This window comes from Mesorhizobium sp. ISC11 (assembly GCF_037162595.1).
Classification (GTDB): domain Bacteria; phylum Pseudomonadota; class Alphaproteobacteria; order Rhizobiales; family Rhizobiaceae; genus Mesorhizobium; species Mesorhizobium ciceri.
This window is the reverse complement of sequence record NZ_JAVSPW010000001.1, coordinates 6,077,547-6,102,845: the sequence shown is the minus strand read 5'-3', so window position 1 is coordinate 6,102,845 and position 25,299 is coordinate 6,077,547. Positions and strand designations below refer to the sequence as shown.

The window sequence follows — 25,299 nt, the reverse complement described above, 5'->3', positions numbered from 1 at the left end:
TATGAACGCACCCCTGAAGATCGCCATGCCGGCCGAGGCGGCCGAAGCCCCGAAAGGCTACAAGCTGCTGATCGACGGCAAGCATGTCGATGCCCGCGACGGCCGCACGATTGCTCGAAACAGCCCCGGCCACGGCTTCACCGTCTCGCACTATGCGCGGGCCGGTGAGGCCGAAGTGGAAGCCGCTGTGCTTGCCGCCCACAGGGCTTTCGAAACGGGTCCATGGCCGCGCATGAAGGCGGCCGAACGTGCCGCGATCCTGCTCAAGGCAGCTGATCTGATCGAGGGCCGGCTGGAAGACATCGCCCGGCTCGACGCACTGGAATCGGGCAAACCGATCGCCCAGGCACGCGGCGAGATCGGCGGCGCCGTCGACATCTGGCGCTATGCCGCCTCGCTTGCCCGCACCCTGCATGGTGAAACCTACGCCAATCTCGGCGACGCCATGCTGGGTGTCGTCCTGCGCGAACCGATCGGCGTCGTCTCGATCATCACCCCGTGGAATTTCCCGTTCCTGATCGTCAGCCAGAAACTGCCCTTCGCGCTCGCCGCCGGCTGCACGGCGGTGGTCAAGCCGAGCGAAATGACCTCGGCCTCGACCTTCGTGCTCGGCGACATCCTGATGCAGGCCGGCCTGCCCGCCGGCGTCGTCAATATCCTGGCCGGACTTGGCGCCGATGTCGGTGCGCCGATGGTCAGCCACCCGCTGGTCGAAATGGTCTCGTTCACCGGCTCCACCCGCGTCGGCAAGATGACGATGGCATCCGCCGCGCAGTCGCTGAAGAAAGTCTCGATGGAGCTCGGCGGCAAGAACGGCCAGATCGTCTTCCAGGACGCCGACCTCGAAGCGGCCGCCGATGCGGCGGTGTTCGGCGGCTTCTTCAATGCCGGCGAGTGCTGCAATGCCGGCAGCCGGCTGATCGTGCACGAGGCGATCGCCGACGATTTTCTCAGCACCGCCAAGGCGCTTACCGCCAGGGTCACGGTCGGCGATCCGCTCGATGACCAAACCAAGGTCGGCGCGATGATCTCGTCCGACCATTTGGCCAAGGTGGCCGGTTACGTTGCGGCAGCCGCGACCGAGGGCAGCAGCATCTACAGCGGAGGCAAGCAATTGGCCTCCAATATCGGTCAATACCTCGATCCCACCATCATCCGCGGCGTCACCGAGGACATGGCCATAGCGCGCGAGGAAGTGTTCGGCCCGGTGCTCTCGGTGCTGACTTTTGAATCGATTGAAAAGGCGTTGCACATCGCCAACAACACGCCCTATGGTTTGTCGGCGGGCGTGTGGAGCGCCAGCATCGACACTTGCATGTCGGTCGCGCGCGGCGTGCGTTCGGGAACCGTTTGGGTGAACACATTCATGGAAGGTTATCCCGAGCTGCCTTTCGGAGGCTACAAGCAGTCCGGTCTCGGACGCGAACTCGGCAAACGCGCCGTCGAGGATTATACCGAGGAAAAGACAATCCAGTTTCATCGCGGCCAGCGCACCGGGTGGTGGGTCGGCTGAGTTGAGAAGAACCCGGCGGCATCCGCCGGTCGTGTAATGCAACAAGGGAGGAAGTACATGTTGCGCAAACTGCTTATCGGAACGGCTCTCGCGTCGGGCCTGGCTTTCGCGGCCCACGCCGAGGACGTCAAGGAAGTCCAGATGCTGCATTGGTGGACCTCGGGCGGCGAAGCGGCTGCTCTCAACGTCCTCAAGGGTGATCTGGCCAAGGAAGGCTATGCCTGGAAGGACGTGCCGGTGGCCGGCGGCGGCGGCGATGCCGCCATGACCGCGCTGAAGGCGATGGTCGCGGCCGGCAATTATCCGACCGCCTCGCAGATGCTCGGCTACACCGTGCTCGACTATGCAGCCGCCGGCGTCATGGGCGACCTGACCGAAACGGCGAAGAAGGAAGGCTGGGACAAGTCCGTTCCGGCAGCCCTGCAGAAGTTTTCGGTCTATGACGGCAAGTGGGTCGCGGCGCCGGTCAATGTTCACTCGGTCAACTGGCTGTGGATCAACAAGGCCGTCCTGGACAAGATCGGCGGCACCGAGCCGAAGACCTTCGACGACTTCGTTGCCCTGCTCGACAAGGCCAAGGCGGCAGGCGTGATCCCGCTCGCTCTCGGCGGCCAGAACTGGCAGGAAGCCACCATGTTCGACTCCGTCGTGCTGTCGACCGGCGGACCCGAGTTCTACAAGAAGGCCTTCAACGACCTCGATGACGAGTCCCTGAAGTCCGACACGATGAAGAAGTCGTTCGACAATCTGGCCAAGCTCGTCACCTATGTCGACCCCAACTTCTCGGGCCGCGACTGGAACCTTGCCACCGCCATGGTCATCAAGGGCGATGCCCTGGTGCAGGTCATGGGCGACTGGGCGAAGGGCGAGTTCCACGCCGCCAACAAGACCCCGGGCACAGACTTCCTGTGCTATCGCTTCCCGGGCACCGACGGCTCGGTGATCTACAACTCCGACATGTTCGGCATGTTCAATGTTCCCGACGATCGCAAGGCCGCCCAGGTCGCGCTGGCCACCGCCACCCTGTCGAAGAGCTTCCAGTCGGCCTTCAACGTCGTCAAGGGTTCGGTCCCGGCCCGTACCGACGTTCCGGACACCGACTTCGACGCTTGCGGCAAGAAGGGCATCGCCGACCTGAAGGCAGCCAATGAAGGCGGCACGCTGTTCGGCTCGCTGGCCCAGGGCTATGGCGCGCCTCCGGCGGTCGCCAATGCCTATAAGGATGTCGTCTCCAAATTCGTCCATGGTCAGATCAAGACCTCGGACGAAGCCGTGACCGAGCTGGTCAAGGCGATCGACGACGCCAAGTAAGCGCCACGCGCCAAAAACGCCTTCCCCGCTCCGGCGGGGAAGGCCCAGATCCGCGAACATAGATCCGCGAAGCTGGTTGGCCGCGAGTCGACGGGAGGAGCCCCATGAGCACGGTAGCGACAAGCCAGATCAAGCTGACGCCGGAGCATGCGCGGCCACGCGCCTCGGTGCGCTCGCGCCTGCAGGACGCATTGCCGAAGATCGTGCTGGCGCCGAGCTTCGCCATCACCATCGTCTTCGTCTACGGCTTCATCCTGTGGACGATCTATCTGTCCTTCACCAATTCCAAGACCTTCCCGTCCTATGTCCTAACCGGCTCGCGCGCCTATCAGCGGCTGTGGGGCTGGACCTTCGATACCGACCCGCCCTCGAGCTGGTACACGTCGATCACCAATATGGGTATTTTCGGTTTCCTCTACATCGCAATCTGCCTGGCGCTCGGCCTGTTCCTGGCCATCCTGCTCGACCAGAAGATCCGCGGCGAAGGCGTGTTGAGGCCGATCTATCTCTATCCGATGGCGCTGTCCTTCATCGTCACCGGCGTCGCCTGGAAATGGTTCCTCGATCCCGGCCTCGGTCTCGAGCAGACCTTGCATCAATGGGGCTGGACGAGCTTCCATTTCGACTGGATCAAGAACAAGGATTTCGTCATCTACACGGTGGTCATTGCCGGCGTCTGGCAGGCCTCCGGCTTCATCATGGCGATGTTCCTGGCTGGCCTGCGCGGCATCGACGGCGAGATCATGAAGGCGGCGCAGATCGACGGCGCCACCACCTTCCAGCTCTATCGCCGCATCGTCATCCCGCTGCTGCGGCCGATCTTCCTGTCGGCATTCATCGTGCTCGCGCACCTCGCCATCAAGTCCTACGATCTCGTGGTCGCACTGACCAGCGGCGGGCCCGGCGGCTCGGCGTGGCTGCCGTCCAACTTCATGTATGAGTACACGTTCAAGCGCAACGAAATGGCCGTCGGCTCGGCCAGTGCGGTGATCATGCTGATGACCATCGTCGCCATCATCGTGCCCTATCTCTATTCGGAACTGCGGGAGAAGCCGCGATGAGCGCCGTCACCACTCCCGCCCGCCAGGCCTCCGGCGGCGTCAACGTCAAGGTCATCAACCGCATCGTCATCTACGGGCTGCTGGCTCTGTTTGCGCTGTTTTACCTGATGCCGCTGTTCGTCATGCTGGTGACCTCGTTCAAGACCATGGACGAGATCCAGAACGGCAACATGCTGGCGCTGCCCAAGGCGCCGACCTTCGACCCGTGGCTGAAGGCGTGGGGCGAGACCTGCGTCGGCCTCACCTGCGCCGGCATCAAGGGCTATTTCTGGAACTCCATCAAGATGGTGGTTCCGGCCGTTCTGATCTCGACCATGCTGGGCGCGCTGAACGGCTACGTGCTGACGAAATGGCGTTTCCGCGGCGCAACGCTGGTGTTCGGGCTGATGCTGTTTGCCTGCTTCATTCCGTTCCAGTCGGTGCTGTTGCCGATGGCGACCATCCTCGGCAGCCTCGGCCGCTTCGGCGTCACACTGCAGAACTCGGTCGGAACGAGCTTCGGTCTCGGCAACCCGACGGTCAACCTGGTCTTCGTCCACGTCGTCTACGGCATCGGCTTCACCACGCTGTTCTTCCGCAACTACTACGAGGCGTTTCCGACCGAACTGGTCAAGGCGGCACAGGTCGACGGCGCATCCTTCTTCCAGATCTTCCGCCGCATCATGCTGCCGAACTCGATGCCGATCTTCGTCGTCACCGTGATCTACCAGTTCACCAACATCTGGAACGACTTCCTGTTCGCCTCGGCTTACGCCGGCACCGGCGACGCGATGCCGATGACGGTGGCGCTCAACAACGTCGTCAACACGTCGACCGGCGTCGTCGAATACAACGTCAACATGGCCGCCGCGATGATCGCGGCACTGCCCACCCTTCTCGTCTATGTGCTCGCCGGCCGCTACTTCGTGCGCGGTCTCATGGCTGGCGCCGTCAAAGGATGATCTGATGGCTTTTCTGGAAATTGATGGTCTGAGAAAGCGCTTCGGCCAGGTCGAGATCCTGAAAGGGATCGATGTCGAGCTCGAGAAAGGCGGTTTCCTGGTGCTGGTCGGCCCTTCCGGCTGCGGCAAGTCCACTTTGCTCAACACCATCGCCGGCCTGGAGACGATCACCTCGGGCGAAATCCGGGTCGACGGCCGCGCCATCAACGATCTGCACCCCTCCAAGCGCGACATCGCCATGGTGTTCCAGAGCTATGCGCTCTACCCGAACATGACGGTGGCCGGAAACATCTCCTTCGGCATGGAGATGCGTGGCGTGCCGGCGGCGGAGCGCCAGAAGGCGATCGACAAGGTGGCCAAGGTGCTGCAGATCGGCCACCTCTTGCAGCGCAAGCCGAGCCAGCTTTCGGGCGGCCAGCGCCAGCGCGTCGCCATGGGCCGGGCGCTGGTGCGCGACCCCAAACTGTTCCTTTTCGACGAGCCTTTGTCCAACCTCGACGCCAAGCTGCGCGTCGACATGCGCATCGAGATCAAGCGCCTGCATGCCACCACCGGCACCACCATCGTCTACGTCACCCACGACCAGATCGAGGCGATGACGCTGGCGACCAAGATCGCCGTGATGCGCGACGGCGAGGTGCAGCAGTTTGGCACGCCGGCCGAAATCTACAACAACCCGAGCAATCTCTTCGTCGCCGACTTCATGGGCTCGCCGGCGATGAACCTGATCCCGGCGACGATCGGTACGTCAGGCAATGCGTTGTCCGTCGTGCTGCAGCGCGAGGCGCGCGAGCCGATCAACCTGCCGATGGCCAATGCGCCGGCGGGCCTGTCGGCATTCCAGGGCAAGCCGATCATCTTCGGTGTCCGTCCCGAAGCCCTGACCGATCCGGAAGGTGCCGAGCGCAACGCCTCGCACATCGCAACCGCGGACTGTCACATCGAGGTCGTCGAGCCGGCAGGTTCGGACACCTTCGCCGTCACCAATCTCGGCGGCAAGGGCGTGGTGGCGCGGCTGCGCGCCGACGCCAACATTCAGCCGGGCACCAACACGCCGCTCGCCTTCAACCTGACAAAGGCGGTGTTCTTCGATCCGGCGACCGAGACCCGTATTCGCTAATGTATGTCGCCCAAAAGTGGATCCGGTTTTGGGGCAACGACATGCATCAAAACAAAAAACTAAAGCGCGTCGGGACGCGATTTAGGCCATGAGAAATCCGGACATCGTCATCATCGGCTCCGGCATCGGCGGCGCCACGATCGCTTCCGGCCTTGCCGGCAGCGGCGCCTCGATCTTGATGCTCGAGCGCGGCGAGCCGTTGCCGGCGACGCCGCACGCGCGCGACACGCGCTCGATCTTCGTCGACGGCCATTATAGGCCGAAGGAGATGTGGCGTGAGGCCGGCGGCGCCGCCTTCAACCCCGGCAATTATTATTATGTCGGCGGCAATTCGAAGTTCTATGGCGCGGTGCTGATCCGCTACCGCAAGGAAGATTTCGCCGCCATGGAGCACTTTGGCGGGGTCTCGCCGGCATGGCCGTTCTCCTATGAGGAATTCGAGCCCTGGTATTCGAAAGCCGAACAGCTGTTTCGCGTGCGCGGTGCACTGGGCGAGGATCCGACCGAGCCGTTCCATTCGATCCCCTACGCCTACAAGCCGGTGCCCGACGAGGCGCCGATCGCCCGCGCCCGCGCCGAGCTGAAAAACCTCGGCCTGCATCCGGCCTCGCTGCCGCTCGGCGTCGACATCGACACCTGGCTGAAAGAGGGCAAGACCGGCTGGGACGCGTTTCCCAACACAGGCCAGGGCAAGGTCGACGCGCAGACAGGACCGCTGACGGCGGCCCTGAAGGACACCAACATCCGGCTCGAGACCGGCTGTTATGTCGAGTACCTGGAGGCATCGACCGACGGCAAAACCATTGCTGCCATCCACTATCGGCAGAATGGTGAGCTGAAAGAGGTCGCGCCGAAACTGGTCATCCTCTCCGCTGGCGCGGTCAATTCCGCCGTCATCCTGCTGCGCTCGCCTTCGGCCGATGGCAAGGGCCTTGCCAACCGATCAGACCAGGTCGGGCGCAATTTCATGAACCACAATTCCAGCGCCATGCTGGCGATCGATCCGCGCCGCCGCAACGATGCCGTCTACCAGAAGACGCTGATGCTCAACGACTACTATCTGTCCGACGGCAAGGGCGGTAAGCCGCTGGGGAACGTCCAACTGCTCGGCAAGATCGACGGCAACATGCTGCGGGCCAATGTCAAGTACACGCCGGGATTCGCGCTCGACTTCATGGCCGGCCACGCCGTCGACTGGTACCTGATGTGCGAAGACCTGCCCGACCCGGAAAGCCGCATCATGGTCGACGGCAAGGACATCGTCATGCAGTGGCGGCGCTCCAACATGCAGTCGCTCGACGGGCTGAACAAGGTAATGCGCGAAAACTTCCGCGCCTGCGGCTATCCCATCGTGCTGTCGCGCCCCTTCGACAAGCGCACGCCGTCGCATCAATGCGGCACGGTCAAGATGGGCGACGATCCGGCGACGGCGGCGCTCGACCCCTACTGCCGCTCCTTCGACCACCGGAACCTGTTCGTCGTCGACGCCGGTTTCCTGCCGAACTCGGCGGCGGTCAACCCAGCGCTGTCGATTGCAGCCCAAGCGCTGCGCGTTGCTGACCACATCCGCAAGACGGACCTCGCCGCATGACCCGCCCCGCCGCCATCGTCACCGGCGGCGCGCGCGGCATCGGCCTCGCCTGCGCCCAGGCACTGGCGGATGCCGGCTTCGATATTCTGGTCGCCGACCTTGCCGAAACAGCCGCTGACGGACTTGCCCCCGACATCACCAAGCGTGGCGCAGAATTCGCCTATGTCAGGTGCGACATCGCGGACCTCGACACCCATACAGCACTTGTCGATGCCGCGATGCGCGCCTTCGGCCGCATCGACTGCCTGGTCAACAATGCCGGCGTCGGCGCCGTGATGCGCGGTGACCTCTTGGACCTCAAGCCGGAAAATTTCGACCGCACGCTCGGCATCAACCTGCGCGGCACCGTCTTCCTCAGCCAGGCGGTGGCCAAGGCGATGCTGGCTGCGCCAGGCGATCAGAGATCGATCATCACCATCACCTCGGTCAGTGCTGAAATGGCGTCGCCGGAACGGCCGGACTACTGCATCTCGAAGGCCGGGCTTTCGATGTGGGTGAAGAACCTGGCGTTGCGGCTTGCGCCTGAAAACATCGCCGTCTTCGAAGTCCGGCCCGGCATCATCCGCACCGACATGACCTCAGGCGTGACCGCCAAATATGACGCCCTTATCGACGGCGGCCTGGTTCCGGCCAAACGCTGGGGCGAAGCATCGGACATCGGCGCGGTGGTGGCGACGCTCGCCGGCGGCAAGCTCGGCTTTTCGACCGGCTCGATCATCAATGTCGACGGCGCGCTCTCGGTGCCACGGCTATGAATGGATCAGGAAATGACTGACTATATCATCGTGGGCGCCGGTCCTGCCGGCTGCGTTATGGCCAACCGGCTGAGCGAAGATCCCAGCAATTCGGTCCTGCTGCTGGAAGCCGGCGGCAAGGACTGGCACCCCTACATCCACATGCCGGCGGGCTTCGCCAAGATGACCAAAGGCATTGCTTCCTGGGGTTGGTCGACCGTGCCGCAAAAGCACATGAAGGACCGCGTCTTCTGGTACACGCAGGCCAAGGTCGTCGGCGGCGGCTCGTCCATCAACGCCCAGATCTACACGCGCGGCAATGCCCGCGACTACGACGCCTGGGAGAAGGAAGAAGGCCTCGCCGGCTGGGGCTATCGCGACGTGCTGCCCTATTTCAAGCGCGCCGAAAACAACCAGCGCTACGCCAACGACTTTCATGGCGACCAGGGCCCGCTCGGCGTGTCCAACCCGATTTCGCCGCTGCCTATCTGCGAGGCCTATTTCCGTGCCGGCCAGGAGATGGGCATCCCCTTCAACCCGGACTTCAACGGCGCTGCCCAGGAAGGCGTCGGCTACTACCAGCTGACCCAGAAGGATGCCCGGCGCTCGTCCGCTTCAGTCGCCTATTTGAAGCCGATCCGCGCCCGCAAGAATCTGACCGTCCGAACCGATGTGCTGGTGACGCGCATCGTCGTCGAGAACGGTCGCGCTATCGGCGTCGAGGTGGTCGACAGGCCGGGCGGCGAGAAGAAAATCCTGCGCGCCGAGCGCGAGGTGATCGTCTCGTCCGGCGCCATCGGCTCGCCGAAGCTCCTGATGCAGTCGGGGATCGGCCCCGCAGACCATCTGAAGTCGGTCGGCGTCACGCCGGTGCATGACCTGCCCGGCGTCGGCTCCAACATGCAGGACCATCTCGATTTGTTCGTCATCGCCGAATGCACCGGCGATCACACCTATGACAACTACGCCAAGCTGCACCGCACGGCCTGGGCCGGTCTGCAATATCTGCTGCTGAAGAAAGGCCCGGTGGCCTCCAGCCTGTTCGAGACCGGCGGCTTCTGGTACGCCGACCCGACCGCCGCCTCGCCCGACATTCAGTTCCATCTCGGCTTGGGATCCGGCATCGAGGCCGGCGTCGAGAAGCTGAACAATCCAGGTGTCACCCTGAACTCGGCCTTCCTGCGGCCGCGCTCACGCGGCACGGTGCGGCTGAAGAGTGCCGACCCGTCCGACCACCCGCTGATCGATCCGAACTACTGGTCCGATCCCTATGACCGCGCCATGTCGATCAAGGGGCTGCGACTGGCGCGCCAGATCATGCGACAGAAGGCGCTTGCCCCTTACGTGCTGCGCGAAGTGCTGCCCGGGCCGTCGCTCGCCAGCGACGACGAGCTGTTCGACTATGCCTGCCGCACCTCCAAAACCGACCATCACCCGGTTGGCACCTGCCGCATGGGCCATGACGACATGGCCGTGGTGACACCGGATCTGCGGTTGCGCGGCATCGAGGCCCTGCGCGTTTGCGACGCCTCGGTGATGCCGCGCGTGCCTTCATCCAACACCAATGCGCCGACAATAATGGTCGGTGAAAAAGGAGCCGATCTGGTCCTCGGCCGCGAGCCGCTGCCGCCGGCGGTGTTTTCCGGAAACCGGGCTGCTTAGCCGCTGAGGAGCAAGACATGATCAGGCACTGTGTTTTCGCTAGATTTCGCAATGATGTCGCCGCTACCGAGCGCACGGCGGTCCATGCCGATCTCGAGGCGCTGCGACAGCTGATCGACGGCATGGACGCCGTAAAATTCAGCGCCAATGTCAGCCCGGAGCCGTTCGCACGCGGCTTCACCCATGGCTTCACCATCGACTTCCGCGATGCTGCCGCGCGCGATGCCTATCTTGTGCATGAAGCGCACCAGCGCGCCGGCGCACGCCTGGTCGCTGCCCTGGAAGGCGGCACGGACGGGCTGATGGTGTTTGATCTCGAAATCTAGACTCACCGTCAAGCCACGATCGAGTTCATCGACAGATGGCACCGGTCGCTCCTCATCGCACCTCAGGGGCGTTCGATCAAATGAGCCGCGCGAAAAAGTGACCACCGGTCTTCCCTGAACTGGCTGATAATTCCTCACATCGATGATGGTGGAGGAGGAAGATTTGCCCCTTAATTCGCAGCAGAAGAAGACCGTCCTCGCCTCGTTCCTGGGCTGGACGCTCGATGCTTTCGATTTCTTCCTTCTGACATTCCTGCTCACCGATATCGCGACCGAATTCCACGCCGACGTGCCCGCGGTCTCCAAGGCGCTGTTCCTGACCTTGGCCACACGCTTCATCGGCGCGTTCTTCTTCGGCATGCTTGCCGACAAGTACGGGCGCAAGCCGATCCTCATGCTCAACATCGTGAGCTATTCGGTGATCGGCGCGCTGGCCGCCTTCTCGCCCAATCTCGGCATCTTCCTCGCCCTGCGTGCGCTGTTCGGCATCGCCATGGGCGGCGAATGGGGGCTTGGCAGTTCGCTGGCCATGGAATCCATTCCGCCGAGCGCACGCGGCATGGTCTCCGGCATCCTGCAATGCGGCTATCCGGCCGGCTATCTGCTGGCGGCGGTGGTCTATGGCCTGCTCTATCAGCAGACGATCGGCGGCTACACGATCGGCTGGCGCGTCATGTTCCTGCTCAGCTTCGTGCCGGCGCTGATTGTGCTCTTCATCCGCTCGCATGTGCCGGAATCGCCGGCCTTCGTCGAAGCGCAGAAGACGGCTCGACCGGGCATGTGGGAAACCCTGCAGAAACACTGGGGTGTCGCGCTCTATGCCGTCGTGCTGATGATGTTCTTCAATTTCTTCAGTCATGGCACGCAGGACCTCTACCCGACCTTCCTGAAGAAGCAGCACGGCTTCGATCCGCATACGGTGAGCTGGATCACCATCATCGCCAATATCGGCGCCATCGTCGGCGGCCTGGCGTTCGGCGCGCTGTCCGAAAAGATCGGCCGCGTCAACGCCATCACGCTGGCCTGCCTGATCGCCTTGCCGTCGATCCCGCTATGGGCCTACTCGACCACGCCGTTCATGCTCGCCATCGGCGCCTTCGTCATGCAGGTCGCGGTCCAGGGCGCCTGGGGCGTCATCCCCGTGCACCTCAACGAGCTTTCGCCCGGGGCGGTGCGGGCGACCTTGCCCGGCTTTATCTATCAGGCGGGCAATCTCGCCGCGTCCTATGGCGGCCCCTATCAGGCAGGAATCGCGGAAAGCGCCGGAGGCAGCTATGGCTATGCCCTGGCGCTGTTCGCAGGCGTGGTCGCCATCTGCATCATCGTCGTCATACGTTTCAGTCCGGAACGACGTGGCCAGTTGATGACCGTACTCAATTAGGGTCGAAATCAGCCGAGCCTGAGCGCAACGACACCGGCGACGATGCTGAGCGCGGCGGCACCGCGCCAGCCGGTCATTTTTTCGCCGAGAGCGAAGACCGAGATCATCATGGCAAACAGGATCGAGGTTTCGCGCAGCGAGGCCACGGAGGCGATCGGCGCCTTGGTCATCGCCCACATGACGATCCAGTAGGCGGCGCCGCTGAGCACGCCCGTGAACAGTCCTGCCTTCCAGTCGCGCGCCAACACCGGCAGCGCCTTCGGCCCGCGGAAGATGAGGCACAGCACCAAGGCGCCAAAAGCATCGCAGATGAACAGCCAGGCTGCATAGCTCTGCGCGGTTGCCGCCAGCCGTGCGCCGCTGCCGTCGGACAGCGTGTAACTGGCAATGAAGATGGAAGTGCCCAGTGCGAAGCCAACCGCGCGCAGATTGAGTTTTTCCAGATATGCGCCGCCACGAAACGACATCACCAGCGTGCCGGCCGACAACAGGAAGATGCCGAGCATGGCGAACGGGCCGGGAATCTCGGCAACGACGAACATGCCGCCAAAGGCCGAGAGCAGAGGTGCGGTGCCCCGCGCCAGCGGATAGGTCTGGGCGAAATCGCCTGCCTTGTAGGCGCCGATCAGGAAGGTGCGGTAGCCCATGTGGAAAATGACGGAGGCGATGATGTAGGGCCACACCTCCGCCTTCGGCACTTCGACGAAGGGCAGCACCACGAGTGCCGCCGCGCCCATGCCGAGCGTCATCAGCGTGATCGACAGGAAGCGGTCGAGATGAACCTTGACCAGCGCATTCCAGATCGCGTGCATGGCGGCGGCGGCAAGCACTGCGAAAAAAACGAAAAGCGTCATGTGGCAATGCCGGGCGTTTCCAGGTCGATGTCGACCCGCAACGGAAAATGATCCGACGCAACCTCGCCGATATCGGCACCGATCGAACGCACCCGCCCGGCGAACATGCCGCCGACGAAGCAATGGTCGAGCCGGCGCTTTGCCAATCTGCCGTCGATGGTCTTCACATGGGTGTGGAAGTGGAAGTCCGGAACCGGCTCCCCGGCAACGGCGGCGGCATCGACGAAACCGCTGAGATAGGCGGCACCCCGATGGTAGGGCGTGCTGCCGACGATGTGGCGATATTCGGCGCTGCCCGGCTCCATGTTGAAATCGCCCATCCAGATCGCCGCCAGCGGGTTTTCCGGCTCCGCTTCGCCGCTGGTCCAGTTGCGCGTGGGCTCGTCGTCGACGCCGCTCCACGGCCCGCCGTCGGACGGTGCCCGGCGATGCTCGGCCAGGAGATAGTCGATCTGCTCCAGCCGCTCCTCGGCCGCGATATGGGCGAGATGCAGCGACAACACCCGCACCGGCCCTGCCGGCGTGCGGATCATGCATTCAAGTGCTGCATTGCGGGTGTTGAGCGGCCGCTGCGTGCGGCGCATCGGCAGCGCATGCAGCCGCGACCAGACGATCGGCAGTTTCGACAGCACCATGGTGCCGAACTGGCGGCGCCGGTTGACCAGGCGGCCGTCATGCCGCTCGCTGGCGTCCATGTCGAAGGCCGGGCCATAGACCCAGTGATAGTCGGGCAGCAGGCTGGAAAGCAGTTCCGGCTGATCGTCGAAATTGCTGCGCTGCCAGTGACGCTCGACTTCCTGCAGTGCAATGACGTCGGCGCCGGCAACGATGCGCGCGGCGCGCGAAAGATCGTAGCGCCCGTCGCTGCCGAACCCGTACTGGATGTTGTAGCTGACCAGCTTCATTGCTTATCCGGCTCAATTTCGTGTTGGCAGTAGCGGTTCGATGCCGCGGTTGCAATGTGCAGGAGAATGGACGTGGCTTGGACCAGCCTTGCCCCTGACCGGGATCAGGCACCGATCCCGAAGCACTTCGGTATCTTCCGTGCGCCGGAAAACGGCGTGCGATGCCTCAAGTATTCAGCGGCTGGAACCGGCCGGGTGGCGACGCGGCCAGTTCGGTCCAGTCGATCTCTTCCTCAAGGCGATGATAGGCTTCGTCGCCAATCGTCCCGTTGCGGCGCAATTCCTCCAGCGCGTCGCGCTGGCTCTTGATCGCATAAAGACGCAAGCGGTCATATTCGGTCGCCGCCTGGGCATCGTCGGGGTTTTTGGCGATCTTGCGTTGAGCGGCATATTGCTCGCGCACCGCGGCCGCAGCGTCCGATGTCTTGCCGCTCAATATGTCGAGCGCCGCCTGCATGACCACAACGCGCGCCTGCGCAACCTCGCGGTCGACCGTTTCGTCAGGGTTGAGATTCAAAAGGCGCAGCAGCGGCTTCAGGCTCATGCCTTGCAGCACCAGCGTGCCGAGGACGACCGTGAAGGCAGCGAGCACGATCGGGTCGCGGGCCGGGAATTCAGCCGGCAGGGCGAATGCCGCCGCAAGCGTCACCAAACCGCGCATCCCGCACCAGCCGATCAGCACGCCGCCACGAAACGACGGAGCGTCACGCTGACGATCAGCCACGCCGAAACGGTCAAACCACCTGATGATCGCGCCGCACCCCAGAACCCAGACGAAGCGTGAGACGATGACGATGGCGAGCACGGTCCCGGCCAGGACGAACGCATCGGTCTGCCCCTGCCCGGCAAGCCGGCCGACGATCGTACGCGCCTGCAGGCCCATCAGCACGAAAGCCAGAACATTGAGCACGAAGACCGCCGTTTCCCAGACGGAATAAGAGCTGATGCGGTTTCTGGCCGGCATGCGGCGCGGCGCGGTGCGGGCGATCGTCATGGCATAGACGACTATGGTGATGATGGCCGACAGTCCGATCCTGTCGGCCAGGATCCAGACCCCGAACGTGCCGGCAAATTGCACCACAGTGCCGCTCGCCGGGTCCTCGATCCGGCCCAGCGTCATCAGAGACAACCGGCCAAGCAGATAGCCGGCCGCAAGACTGCCGAGCGTGGACAGCAGGATCATCGGAACGGCGCTGCTCAGCAGAATGGAACCTGCTGCCGCAGAAATCGCCATTCGGTAAATCAGCAGCGCGGTGGCGTCGTTAAGCAGGCTCTCGCCTTGCAGAATGGCAGTGATGCGATGCGGCACCTTGAACTGGCCAAGCACGGCCGATGCCGCAACCGCATCGGGCGGCGCCACGATGGCGCCAAGCGCTATGGCCGCGGCAATCGGCAGACCTGCCATCGCCCAGCCGGCCAGCGCCACCGTCGCTGTCGTGAAAAGGACGGCACCAAGCGCCAGCAGCACAAGCGGCACCTTGTAGCGGTTGAGATCGCGCAGTGACGTGTCATAGGCGGCGTCGAGCAGCACCGGCGCGATGAACAGGGCAAGCGCCAGTTCCGGGTCGATCTCGATGGTCGGCACGCCAGGCACGAAGGCGATGGCCACCCCTGCCAGCGCCAGCAAAGAGGGATAAGGAACCTGCACGCGCCGCGACAGCGCCGTCAGCGCAACGGCGATCAACAGCAGAACGAGTGTCAGTTCGAAAAGAACCATGGCCTCTTATAGCCGGGAAGCGAGATTCTGGCAGCGGCAAAGCGGCTGGAAATTGTTGATTGCCCGGCAAGCTCGAGCCGGCAGAAAATACCTCGAATTGCTTCCTGACAAATCGCCGTCCACACCGACATTGAAATCATCTGATATGGGGCCCGCTTAAACGCGGACTTCCCTGCACTGCAGCCCATGCCACGCGGGCGGAAGCATCCTTCCCCCTTCGCTAACCGGGATACAGCCATTCATTCCAAACAAGCGCAGCAGCCTAGTGCAGCACGAGCATATCGCTCGAAGAAAACGAGATCTCGGCCTTCTCACCAACTGCGGGGGGCGGCGTTGCCGGGCTGTTGAACGTGTCGAGCGAGACCGTGTTGCCGCCGATGCCGACACGAACCCGGATGACCGATCCGAGGAAATGCACTTCGGAGATTTCTCCGGAAAGGCTGGAGTCGCGGCCGGGCTGGCGCCCAAGCGAGATGGCTTCCGGACGCAGCGCCAGGGACAGCGTGTCGCCCGACTTGGAACCGTTGAGCTTGCCCTTGAGCGAGACCTGTTCGGAATTGACCCGCACCGTGCCCGCGGCGGCATCGGTGACGGTGCCTTCCAGCACATTCAGCGTGCCGACGAAATTGGCGACGAACTTGGTTGCCGGCCGGTTGTAGATCTCGAATGGCGTGCCGACCTGCTCGGCCTTGCCGCCGTACATGACGGCGATGCGGTCCGAGATCGACAGCGCCTCTTCCTGGTCGTGCGTGACGAAGATGGTGGTGATGCCGAGCTTCTTCTGGATCGACCGGATTTCCTCGCGCAGCGACACGCGCACCTTGGCGTCGAGCGCCGACAGCGGCTCGTCGAGCAGCAGCAGCTTTGGCTTCGGCGCGATGGCGCGGGCTAGCGCGATGCGCTGCTGCTGGCCGCCCGAGAGCTGGTAGGGGTAGCGATCCGCCATCTGCGGCAGCTTGATGATGCCGAGCATCTCGGCGACGCGGGCATCGATGTCCGCCCTCGGCATGCCGGCGACCTTCAGGCCGAAGCCGATATTCTGCGCCACGGTCAGGTTCGGGAACAGCGCATAGGCCTGGAAAACCATGCCGACATTGCGCTGGTTGGGCTTCAGTCTCGTAATGTCCTTGCCGCTGACGACGATCGTGCCCGCGCTCGGCTCCTCGAAACCGGCAACCATGCGCAACACCGTCGTCTTGCCGCAGCCGGATGGCCCGAGGAAGGAGACGAATTCGCCGCGCTCTACGTCGAGATTGAAGTCCTCCACCACCGTGGTGGCGCCGAAGGATTTTCGAACGTGCTGGATGGAGAGGAATGGGTCGGCCATGGCGTGGTTCTCTCGATCAATTTGGGCGGTTCGCCGATTTCGGCGCGAAGCGGGACAGGATCTGGATCAGCGACATGCAGCCCCAGGTGATGGCGAAGGCGATCACTGCAAGGGCTGCGGGCTCGTATGCACGGTTGGCGCCGATGTTCTGCAGATACGGGCCGAAAGCCGGACGGCTGAGCAGGCTGGCCATTGTAAACTCGCCAATGACGATGGCGAAAGTCAGGAATGCGCCGGACAGCACCGCGATCAGCACATTGGGCAGGATGACGCGGGTGATGATGGTGCCCCAGCCCGCACCCAGAATTTGCGCGGCTTCGGTCAGCGTACGCACATCGATGGTGCGCAGACCGGTGTCAACGGCCCGATACATGTAAGGCAGAGACAGCGTCGTATAGCCAATGACAAGCAACGCGTTCGCACCCCAATTGCTTGCCAAGAATGGCAGCGGCGAGTTCGAGCCGTACATCCTGATATAGCCGAAGACGATGACGATTGCCGGAATGACCAGCGGCAAAAGGGTGATGAATTCGACGATTGGCCTGAGCTGAGGCAGACGCAGCCGGATCCAGTATGCCGCCGGCACCACGATCAGCACCCCCAGGATAATGGTGCAGAGCGCAGCGATGACTGAAAAGAGGAAAGTTGACTGGAAGCGCGCGTCTCCCAGCACGACTTGATAGGCGTCGAAGGAGTGGACGCCGCGCCGCATGCGCAGCGAGAACTCGACCGTCGCCATCAACGGAATAAAGAAATAGGCGGCCCCGACAACAAAGACGACCCAGGCCCAGAACTTACCCGACTTCATTTGAGCCACCTTTCGGACCGAGTCCGAAACCAGATGTAGAAGACATTCGCAAGCCCGGTGATGACGATCATGCCAAAGGCTATGGCATAAGCGAGTTGCGGGTTGTGCAGCACGTCGCCATTCATCTGCGAGTAGAGCTTGATCGGAACGATATTAAGCGTCGGACCGGCAAACGCATAAGCGGTGGCGATGGCGCCGAAGGCGTTCGCAAACAACAGGATGACCGTACCGAGAAAACTCGGCCATATCACAGGGATGACAACCATGCGCCAGTACTGCGCCTGCGTGGCACCGAGCGTGGCCGCAGCCTCGCCCCACTCCTTCTTCAAGCCGTCGATGGCTGGCACGATGATGACCACCATCAGGGGAATCTGAAAGAACAGATAGACCGCGATCAGGCCCGTTGTGGTGAGAAAATTGAAGCCCATCGCGTAAATGTTGATGTTGAGCACGTCACGCAGAAGCGTCGTGACGATACCGACACGGCCGAGCGTAGCCAGGAACGCGAAGGCGAGCGGCAAGCCGGCAAAATTCGAGGCGACGCCCGAAAACGTCAGGGTCGCGGAGCGCGTCCAGCTTGGCAGTCCGCCGCGCACGATCGCGATCGCGATGGCGAGCCCGGCAAACGCCCCGATGATGGCCGACCAGAAACTGATCTTGATCGAAGACCAGTAGGAATTGCTGATCGACGGATCGCTGACCAGCTGCAGAATATTGTCGAGCGTGAACCCGCCTTCACCGTTCCGGAAGGCTCCCACGACGAGATAGAGCGTGGGCAGGATCAAGAACATTAGGGCAAAGATGAAGAACGGCGCCACGCCGATCCATTGCGTCGGCAAGCGGAAGGCGGTCGCCTCCTTCGGCGGCACCGGCTTGGTGGCGAATGCCTGATTTGAAAGCGAGAGATCGGTCATGCGCCGGCTACCGTCTTCGAGGAAGGACCGGGCGGCCTCGCGGCCGCCCGGTGGATTTCAAGTCTTACTTGACGTTGGCGCCGACAGTGGCGTCCCAGTTCTTGCTGATAGCTTCCTTGGCCTTAGCCTGCTCGTCGAGCGACGGGAACGCGGCCGAGGCATAGGATTCCGCCGGCGGCAGCTTGGCCAGCACGTCCGCCGGGATCTTGCCGTTCTTGGCGAGATCGTTGAAGCGGATCGGGTGGCAATAGCCCTTCAGCCAGCCGATCTGGCCTTCGTCGGAGTAGAGGTATTCCATCCACAGCTTGGCTGCATTCGGATGCGGCGCGTAGGCGCTGATCGCCTGCACGTAGACGCCGGCGACGACGCCGGTCTTCGGCACGATGACGTCGACGGGCGGGTTGCCCTTCAACGTGTCGCGGCCGGCGAGCGCGTTGTAGTCCCAGTTGATCAGGATCGGGGTCTGACCCTGGGCAAGCGTTGCCGGCTTGCCTACGACCGGAACGAAATTGCCGGCGGCGTTGAGCTTCTTGAAGAAGTCTAGGCCAGCAGTGCCGGCAGCTTCACCGGCTGCGGCGCCACCGGAAAGGCCGGCGGCGTAGACAGCCTGGATGGCCTGGTTTGAAACGCGCGGATCGCCGGCAAGAGCGACCGCGTTGGCGAATTCCGGCTTCAAGAGGTCGGCCCAGTCGGTGGGCGATTCCTTGATCAGGTCCTTGTTCACCATGAACGACAGAACGCCGTAATAGTCGCCGTACCAGAAGCCGTCGGCATCCTTGGCGCTGTCGGGGATCGAGTCCCAGGTCGACACCTTGTAGGGCTGGATCAGGCCATCGGCCTTGGCGGTCGGGCCGAAGGACAGGCCGACGTCGATGACGTCGGGCGCCTGCGGGCCCTTGTTGTCCTTGTTGGCCTTGATCGCCTCGACCTCGTCGCCGGAGCCGGCGTCGGGGTTGAGTTCGTTGACGGTGATTTCCGGATACTTCGCCTTGAAACCTGCGATGACATCGCCATAGCCGCACCAGTCATGCGGCAGCGCGATGGTGGTGAGCTGGCCTTCCGCCTTGGCGGCCTTGACGAGATCGTCCAGCGAATCCGCGGACGAAATCACCGTCGACGCGAAAAGCGCCGCGGCCGAAAGGGAAAGCACTTTCCCCGTGAACTTGAACATGTGTTCTCTCCGTTGAACTGACGCCGTTGGACGCCTGCGATGCGGTATCGTTTTCATGTGACAGCCAGATGAAAGCTTTGTGAAAGCGGCTGCTCGCAGTGCGAAAAAGTAAACTCTTTTTAACCTGATGTAGCAATCGCTCCGCGATTCTTTTTCCGGCTAACTAGTTTGTGCCTTGCCCGTCATCCTCCCCCTTGTTTTCATAGCCCCTTTTCAGATCACTTTGCGGCGCGGAAAACGCCTCAGACCGTGCCGGCAATGGCGTTTTCGAGCAAGGTCAGCGCCGCCTTCTTGGTCAGCTTGACCGGGTTACCGCCGGCGGTCGGATCGACCACCGCCATGTCGGCGATCAGCGCCTTGCGTTTCTTGTCCATGTCGAGCCCCTTGATAAGGCCCGGCAGCGCATGCGGCACCTTCAATTCCTTGCGCAGCTTGATAATCGCCTTGGCGAACCCGTCGAAGCCGCCCTTGATGCCGCAATAGGCGGCGAGCCGGCCGATACGCTCCTCGATGGAGTCACGGTTGAAGGCGAGCACATAGGGCATGAACACCGCATTGGTCATGCCGTGATGGGTGTCATAGAGCGCACCGACCGGATGCGACAGCGAATGGATGGCGCCGAGCCCCTTCTGGAAGGCAGTGGCGCCCATGGCGGCGGCGCTCATCATGTGGGCGCGCGCGACGAGATCCCTGCCGTTGGCATAGGCCTTCGGCAGGTTCTCGAAGACCAGCCTCACACCTTCGACGGCGATGCCGTCGGCCATCGGATGATAGCCCGGCGCGCAATAGGCCTCGAGACAGTGGGCGAGCGCATCCATGCCGGTGCCGGCGGTGATGAAGCCGGGCATGCCGACCGACAGCTCCGGATCGGCAATAACGATTGCTGGCAAAAGTTTCGGATGGAAGATGACCTTCTTGGTGTGCGTCGCCTCATTGGTGATAACGCCGGCGCGGCCAACTTCCGATCCGGTCCCGGCGGTGGTCGGCACGGCGATGATCGGCGCGATGGCGTCCGAATTGGCGCGCGTCCACCAGTCGTCGACATCCTCGAAATCCCATACCGGCCTGACCTGCCCGGCCTGGAAGGCGATCAGCTTGCCGAGATCGAGCGCCGAACCGCCGCCGAAGGCGATGACGCCGTCATGCTTGCCCTTCTTGAACACGGCGATGCCGGCGGTCAGATTGGACTCGACCGGGTTAGGCCTGACCTCGGAGAAGACGCCGTAGGGAACCTTGGCGTCGTCGAGTATCTTCAGCGTCGAGGCGACGACCGGCAGTTTCGCCAGTCCAGGGTCGGTGACGAACAACGGCCGCTTGATGCCGGTGGCCGCCAGCACCTCAGGCAATTCCTTGATGCGGCCGGCGCCGAAGCGGACGGTGGTGGGGTAGTTCCATTTGGAGATCAGCTTGGACATTTTTGTCTTTCAATAAATCAGATGGCTTCGCGCAGATGGAATGATTTCGGCCGGGTCAGATTGTCGTAGCCGATGGCCGACAAGCCCGCACCCTTGCCGGTGTCCTTGACGCCGGTCCAGACCAAGGCCGGGTCGAGGTAGTCGCAGCGGTTCATGAACACCGTGCCGGTCTCGACGCGGTTGCCGATCGCCACGGCATGCTCGGTATCGCGCGTCCAGATCGAAGCGGTCAGCCCGTAGGGACTGTCGTTCATCAGCGCGATCGCCTCTTCGTCGTTGCGCACCTTCATGATGCCGACGATCGGGCCAAAGCTTTCCTCGCGCATGACGCTCATCTGATGATCGACTTCTGTCAGCACCTCAGGTGCCAGATAAGGCGAACCAGCCTTGTCGTTAGCCACCTTCATGTTGATGTGCGCCTTGGCACCCTTGCGCAGCGCTTCCGCCTTCTGTTCACGGATCAGGTCAGCAAAGCGCGCCTGCGCCATCGGTCCCATCGTCGTCGCCTGGTCGAGCGGATTGCCGACGACATAGTTCTTGGTCTCGGCGATGAAGCCTTCGACGAATTCGTCATAGACCTTCTCGTGCACATAAACGCGTTCGATGCCGCAGCAGCACTGGCCGGAATTGTAGAAGGCGCCGTCGACCAGATTGGCGACCGCATGGTCCATCTTGGCATCGGGCAGCACATAGGCCGGATCCTTGCCGCCAAGCTCGAGGCCGAGCGTCATGAAGGTGCCCGCCGCCGCCTTTTCGATGGCGCGGCCGCCGCCGACCGAACCGGTGAAATTGACGTGGTCGATCTTGCCCGAGCCGAGCAGCCTTTCGGTCTGGGCGTGGTTCAGCACGACATTCTGGAACACGCCCTTGGGCAGGCCGATCTTGTCGAAAGCCTGTTGAAAGCGCTCGCCGACCAGCAGCGTCTGCGCCGCATGCTTCAGGATCACGGTGTTGCCGGCCATCAGCGCCGGCACGATGGTGTTGACGGCGGTCAGATAGGGATAATTCCACGGCGCGATCACCATGACGACGCCGAGCGGGTCTTTCTTCACATAGCGGCGGAAACCGTCCTTGGGGTTGGAGGCCGGCACCGATTTGAGCGCCTGCTCGGCGATCTCGACCATGTAGTTGGTGCGCTCCCTGACGCCGCCGAATTCGCCGCCATAGCGCACGGGCCGCCCCATCTGCCAGGCGATTTCCGGCACGATCTCGTCGGTCATCGCGACCAGCGCTTCCAGCATAGCCAACATGTACTTGCCGCGCTCGACGATAGGTGTCTCAGCCCACTTCTCTTGCGCCGCCTTGGCGCGTTCCACTGCGGCGTTGATCGCCTGGTCTGTAGCAATCGGCCGCTCGGCATAGATCGAGCCATCGACGGGGGTAATGAGTTTGACCGTCTCGGTCATTTTGTAAGTCCTCGTATTCTACAACAAAATCGTGTGGCCTGGCGCTGCCCCTCATCTGCCTGCCGGCATCCTCCCCCACGGGGAAAGGCTAAGAGTGAAGGGGTGGCGCCGACGAACCGTCGATACCTAATACCGCTCGAAACCTCTGTGCAGTTCCCAATCCGTAATCCGGCGATCGTATTCGAACTGCTCCCACTTTGCGGTGTGGACATAGTGTTCGAGCACATCCTCGCCGAGCGCCTGCTTGAGCATCTTCGACTTCGCCAGCGTGTCGGTGGCATCGCGCAGCGTCTTCGGAATCTCCGGCAGGCGAGATGCCTGATAGGCATCGCCGACGAACGGCTTCTGCAATTCCAGCTTTTCGTCGATGCCGGCAAGCCCGGCGGCGATCAGGGCTGCGAAAGCAAGATATGGGTTGAGGTCGGCGCCACCGATGCGGCATTCCATGCGGATGCCCTTGGTGCCCTCGCCGCACAGGCGGAAGCCTGCGGTGCGGTTGTCCTCGCTCCACATGATCTTGGTCGGCGCGAAGGTGCCGGCCTGGAAGCGCTTGTAGGAGTTGATATAGGGCGCCAGGAACCAGGTGAATTCCTTGGCGTATTTGAGCTGGCCGGCGGCCCATTGCTGGCCGAGTGTCGACAGCGTCCAGTCGGCCTTTTTGTCGAAGAACAGCGGTGTCTTGCCGTCGGCGCTCCACAGCGAATTGTGGATGTGGCTGGAATTGCCGGCGAGCCCGTAATTATACTTGGACATGAACGAAATCGCCTTGCCCTCGGACTCGGCGATTTCCTTGGCGCCGTTCTTCAGGATGACGTGGCGGTCGGCCATGTCGAGCGCCTCGGCATAGCGCACATTGATCTCTTCCTGGCCAGGACCCCACTCGCCCTTGGAATTCTCGATCGGAATGCCGGCCGCTTCCATTTCGTTGCGAAGCCGGCGCATGACGCCTTCTTCCTTGGTGGTGATGCCGATCTGGTAGTCGCCGATATAGGGCGATGCGGTGTCGAGACCTTGCCAGTGCTTCTTGCGGGCCGAATCGTAGGTCTCGTTGAACAGATAGAATTCGAGCTCGGATGCGAAATAGCCGATATAGCCGCGCTCGCTCAGCCGCTTGACCTGCTTCTTCAAGATGGCGCGCGGCGAATGCGGCAGGTCGTCATGCGTGTGGTGGTCGAGCACGTCGCAGATCACGAGCGCGGTCTTTTCCAGCCAGGGAATGCGCCGCAGCGTGGCGAGATCCGGCTTCATGACGAAATCGCCATAGCCCTTCGACCAGCTCGCCGCCTTGTAGCCCGGCACCGGCTCCATATCGATGTCGGCCGCCAGCAGATAGTTGCATCCATGCGTTTCGTCATGCGCGGAATCGACGAAGTACTGCGCCAGGAAGCGTTTTCCCGCCAGCCGTCCCTGCATGTCGACGATGCAGGCCAGCACGGTGTCGATCTCACCGCTGGAGACCGCTTTCTTCAACTGATCGAACGAGAAATTTCCGGCCATTCCTTTGGCACTCCAGCGCTTGGGCTTTGAATGAGTTGAACGAAACCATGGCCGGCACGATGCCGGCCATGGCCATGATGGTCGAGGTCAGTGGCCGGTTTCGCCGACTGCCTGTTCGGCCGCCTTGATGGCCGCCTGACGCGCCGCAATGATGTCGCCGAGCGGCGGCCCCTGGAAGCGGCGCTTCTCGAAGCCGAACCAGACGACTGCCGTCAGGATGAAGAAGCCGACGGTGATGTAGAGCGCCCAATCGTTCGGCGGCTGGATGCCGATGATGAAGATCAGGATCATTGAGACGATCGACAGGAAGGCGAACAGCATGAACACGCCGCGCCCCATGTTCCAGGGACCCATCTTGTCCCACTTCGGCGTGCCCCAGGCGAGCATGCCGAGCACGATCGGCACGGTGAAGGAGAGGAACAGGAAGATGACGGTGCAGGAAACCACGATGGTGTAGGCCGAAGTGCCTGCGACCGAAACCAGCGTCGAACCCCAGACGAACAGCACCGACAGGATCGAAGCCGTCCAGATCGCCGCCACCGGCGTGCGGTAGGTCGGGCTGACCTTGGCGAGTGCCGCCGAACCCGGCAGGCCGCCGTCACGCGAGAAGGCGAAGATCATGCGCGAGGCAGACGTCACCGTGGCAAGGCCGCACAGCAGCTGCGCGACGAACACGACGAGGTAGACGAACTCCTTGATGCCGGGGCTTACACGCTGGTCGAAGGCCCAGAAGAACACGTTCCAGCCCTGCTTGGCGGCATCGTCCATGTTCGGGATCATCAGCACGAAGGCGGCCAGGAACAGATAGCCGAAAACGGCCGACCAGATCACCGACATGACCATGGCGCGCGGCACGGAAGAAGCCGCCTTGATGGTTTCCTCCGAGGTGTGCGCGGAAGCGTCATAACCGGTGATCGTGTAGATCGGCAGCAACAGTCCGAGCGCGAACACCCAGGCATTCGAGACGGATGGCCACACGCCGGCGCCTGCGTCCCCGGAATAGTTCTTGAAGGTGAAGAGACGGCTGAAATCCCAGGTCTCAGCGGAAGCCAGGCAGACGATGGCGATCAGGATCGAGCCGAAGAAGATGAGATAGCCCGAGAAATCGGTCAGCTTCGCCGTCAGCTTGATGCCGAGATGGTTGATCAGCGCCTGCGCGCCGGTGATGATGATCAGAAAGATCATCTGGTTTGTCAGCGTGCCTTCGATTCCGAGCGTCGGGCCGAAAGCGCCGATGAAAAACGTCCAGGTGCCGACATTGATGGCGCCGAGCACGGTGATCAGGCCGAGCAGATTGAGCCATGCGGTGACCCAGCCGGTGCCGCGGTTGCCGAGGATCGAACCCCAGTGATAGAGGCCGCCGGCCGTCGGATAGGCCGAGCTGATCTGCGACATGGCGACCGCAAAGGTCAGCGAAACGAAGCAGCCGACCAGCCAGCCGATGCCGATGCCGATGCCGCCGGCGCCGGAGGTGGCCTGGGCCAGCGAATTGATGCCGCCCGACAGGATGCAGATGATGGAGAAGGAAACGGCGAAGTTCGAAAAGCGACTGAGGCGCCGCTCCAATTCCTGGGCATAGCCCATGCTGTGGAGGTGCTTTACGTCCTCCGCCTTGTCAACTTCAGTATAACCCGGTGCTGCCATT

General features: G+C 62.7%; 21 protein-coding genes. 10 read left to right on the top strand and 11 right to left on the bottom strand.

All coding sequences use genetic code 11. The annotated features are described in order from the left end of the window. Position 1: 1 nt before the first annotated feature. The 10 genes from RPF88_RS29535 to RPF88_RS29490 all read left to right on the top strand — a co-directional run bounded on the left by RPF88_RS29535 (position 2) and on the right by RPF88_RS29490 (position 11,640). Complete coding sequence (locus tag RPF88_RS29535) at positions 2-1,513, top strand: aldehyde dehydrogenase family protein (protein WP_337123691.1); 1,512 nt, start codon at positions 2-4, stop codon at positions 1,511-1,513. Between the two features lie 57 nt (positions 1,514-1,570). Further along, positions 1,571-2,824, top strand: coding sequence for an ABC transporter substrate-binding protein (locus tag RPF88_RS29530; RefSeq protein WP_013529701.1), 1,254 nt, complete (start codon positions 1,571-1,573; stop codon positions 2,822-2,824). A gap of 104 nt (positions 2,825-2,928) precedes the next feature. After that, positions 2,929-3,885, top strand: a complete 957-nt coding sequence (locus tag RPF88_RS29525) for a carbohydrate ABC transporter permease (RefSeq protein WP_024502750.1) — start codon at positions 2,929-2,931, stop codon at positions 3,883-3,885. After that, positions 3,882-4,826 (top strand): carbohydrate ABC transporter permease, encoded by a 945-nt coding sequence (locus RPF88_RS29520; RefSeq protein WP_024502751.1) that lies wholly within the window; start codon positions 3,882-3,884, stop codon positions 4,824-4,826. Before RPF88_RS29525 ends, RPF88_RS29520 begins: the two co-directional genes overlap by 4 nt. A 4-nt stretch (positions 4,827-4,830) precedes the next feature. Continuing rightward, positions 4,831-5,946 carry an ABC transporter ATP-binding protein gene (locus tag RPF88_RS29515; protein ID WP_013529698.1) on the top strand — a complete coding sequence of 372 codons (1,116 nt, stop codon included), beginning with the start codon at positions 4,831-4,833 and terminating at the stop codon, positions 5,944-5,946. Positions 5,947-6,034: 88 nt separating this feature from the next. Further along, entirely contained in the window at positions 6,035-7,537 is a 1,503-nt protein-coding gene (locus RPF88_RS29510) for a GMC family oxidoreductase (protein ID WP_337123688.1), read from the top strand. Further along, positions 7,534-8,292 (top strand): 3-ketoacyl-ACP reductase, encoded by a 759-nt coding sequence (locus RPF88_RS29505; RefSeq protein ID WP_337123687.1) that lies wholly within the window; start codon positions 7,534-7,536, stop codon positions 8,290-8,292. Before RPF88_RS29510 ends, RPF88_RS29505 begins: the two co-directional genes overlap by 4 nt. A 12-nt stretch (positions 8,293-8,304) precedes the next feature. Then, positions 8,305-9,933, top strand: a complete 1,629-nt coding sequence (locus tag RPF88_RS29500; protein WP_337123686.1) for a GMC family oxidoreductase — start codon at positions 8,305-8,307, stop codon at positions 9,931-9,933. A gap of 17 nt (positions 9,934-9,950) precedes the next feature. Further along, positions 9,951-10,259 (top strand): Dabb family protein, encoded by a 309-nt coding sequence (locus tag RPF88_RS29495; protein ID WP_013529693.1) that lies wholly within the window; start codon positions 9,951-9,953, stop codon positions 10,257-10,259. Between the two features lie 145 nt (positions 10,260-10,404). Then, positions 10,405-11,640 carry an MFS transporter gene (locus RPF88_RS29490; RefSeq protein WP_442921309.1) on the top strand — a complete coding sequence of 412 codons (1,236 nt, stop codon included), beginning with the start codon at positions 10,405-10,407 and terminating at the stop codon, positions 11,638-11,640. Between the two features lie 8 nt (positions 11,641-11,648). Here RPF88_RS29490 and RPF88_RS29485 read toward each other — a convergent pair whose 3' ends face one another. The 11 genes from RPF88_RS29485 to RPF88_RS29435 form a co-directional block, all read right to left on the bottom strand. Then, a complete protein-coding gene (locus tag RPF88_RS29485; protein WP_337123683.1) occupies positions 11,649-12,494 on the bottom strand; it encodes an EamA family transporter in 846 nt (281 codons plus the stop codon). Then, entirely contained in the window at positions 12,491-13,399 is a 909-nt protein-coding gene (locus tag RPF88_RS29480) for an endonuclease/exonuclease/phosphatase family protein (RefSeq protein ID WP_337123682.1), read from the bottom strand. Before RPF88_RS29480 ends, RPF88_RS29485 begins: the two co-directional genes overlap by 4 nt. Before the next feature lie 166 nt (positions 13,400-13,565). Beyond that, positions 13,566-15,116 carry a cation:proton antiporter gene (locus tag RPF88_RS29475; protein WP_027161381.1) on the bottom strand — a complete coding sequence of 517 codons (1,551 nt, stop codon included), beginning with the start codon at positions 15,114-15,116 and terminating at the stop codon, positions 13,566-13,568. 262 nt (positions 15,117-15,378) lie between these two features. Further along, complete coding sequence (locus tag RPF88_RS29470; RefSeq protein WP_013529688.1) at positions 15,379-16,443, bottom strand: ABC transporter ATP-binding protein; 1,065 nt, start codon at positions 16,441-16,443, stop codon at positions 15,379-15,381. Between the two features lie 16 nt (positions 16,444-16,459). After that, positions 16,460-17,251 (bottom strand): ABC transporter permease, encoded by a 792-nt coding sequence (locus RPF88_RS29465; RefSeq protein WP_013529687.1) that lies wholly within the window; start codon positions 17,249-17,251, stop codon positions 16,460-16,462. Continuing rightward, positions 17,248-18,042, bottom strand: a complete 795-nt coding sequence (locus tag RPF88_RS29460) for an ABC transporter permease (RefSeq protein WP_224621361.1) — start codon at positions 18,040-18,042, stop codon at positions 17,248-17,250. The genes RPF88_RS29465 and RPF88_RS29460 overlap by 4 nt, the downstream gene beginning before the upstream one ends. A gap of 187 nt (positions 18,043-18,229) precedes the next feature. Beyond that, entirely contained in the window at positions 18,230-19,336 is a 1,107-nt protein-coding gene (locus RPF88_RS29455; RefSeq protein WP_013529685.1) for an ABC transporter substrate-binding protein, read from the bottom strand. A gap of 242 nt (positions 19,337-19,578) precedes the next feature. Continuing rightward, on the bottom strand, positions 19,579-20,751 hold the full coding sequence (locus RPF88_RS29450) for an iron-containing alcohol dehydrogenase (protein WP_013529684.1): 1,173 nt from the start codon (positions 20,749-20,751) through the stop codon (positions 19,579-19,581). Positions 20,752-20,768: 17 nt separating this feature from the next. Further along, complete coding sequence (locus RPF88_RS29445) at positions 20,769-22,157, bottom strand: aldehyde dehydrogenase family protein (protein WP_063168962.1); 1,389 nt, start codon at positions 22,155-22,157, stop codon at positions 20,769-20,771. 126 nt (positions 22,158-22,283) lie between these two features. After that, entirely contained in the window at positions 22,284-23,654 is a 1,371-nt protein-coding gene (locus tag RPF88_RS29440; protein ID WP_013529682.1) for a glutamine synthetase family protein, read from the bottom strand. Positions 23,655-23,741: 87 nt separating this feature from the next. Continuing rightward, a complete protein-coding gene (locus RPF88_RS29435; RefSeq protein WP_013529681.1) occupies positions 23,742-25,298 on the bottom strand; it encodes an amino acid permease in 1,557 nt (518 codons plus the stop codon). Between the last annotated feature and the right edge of the window lies 1 nt (position 25,299).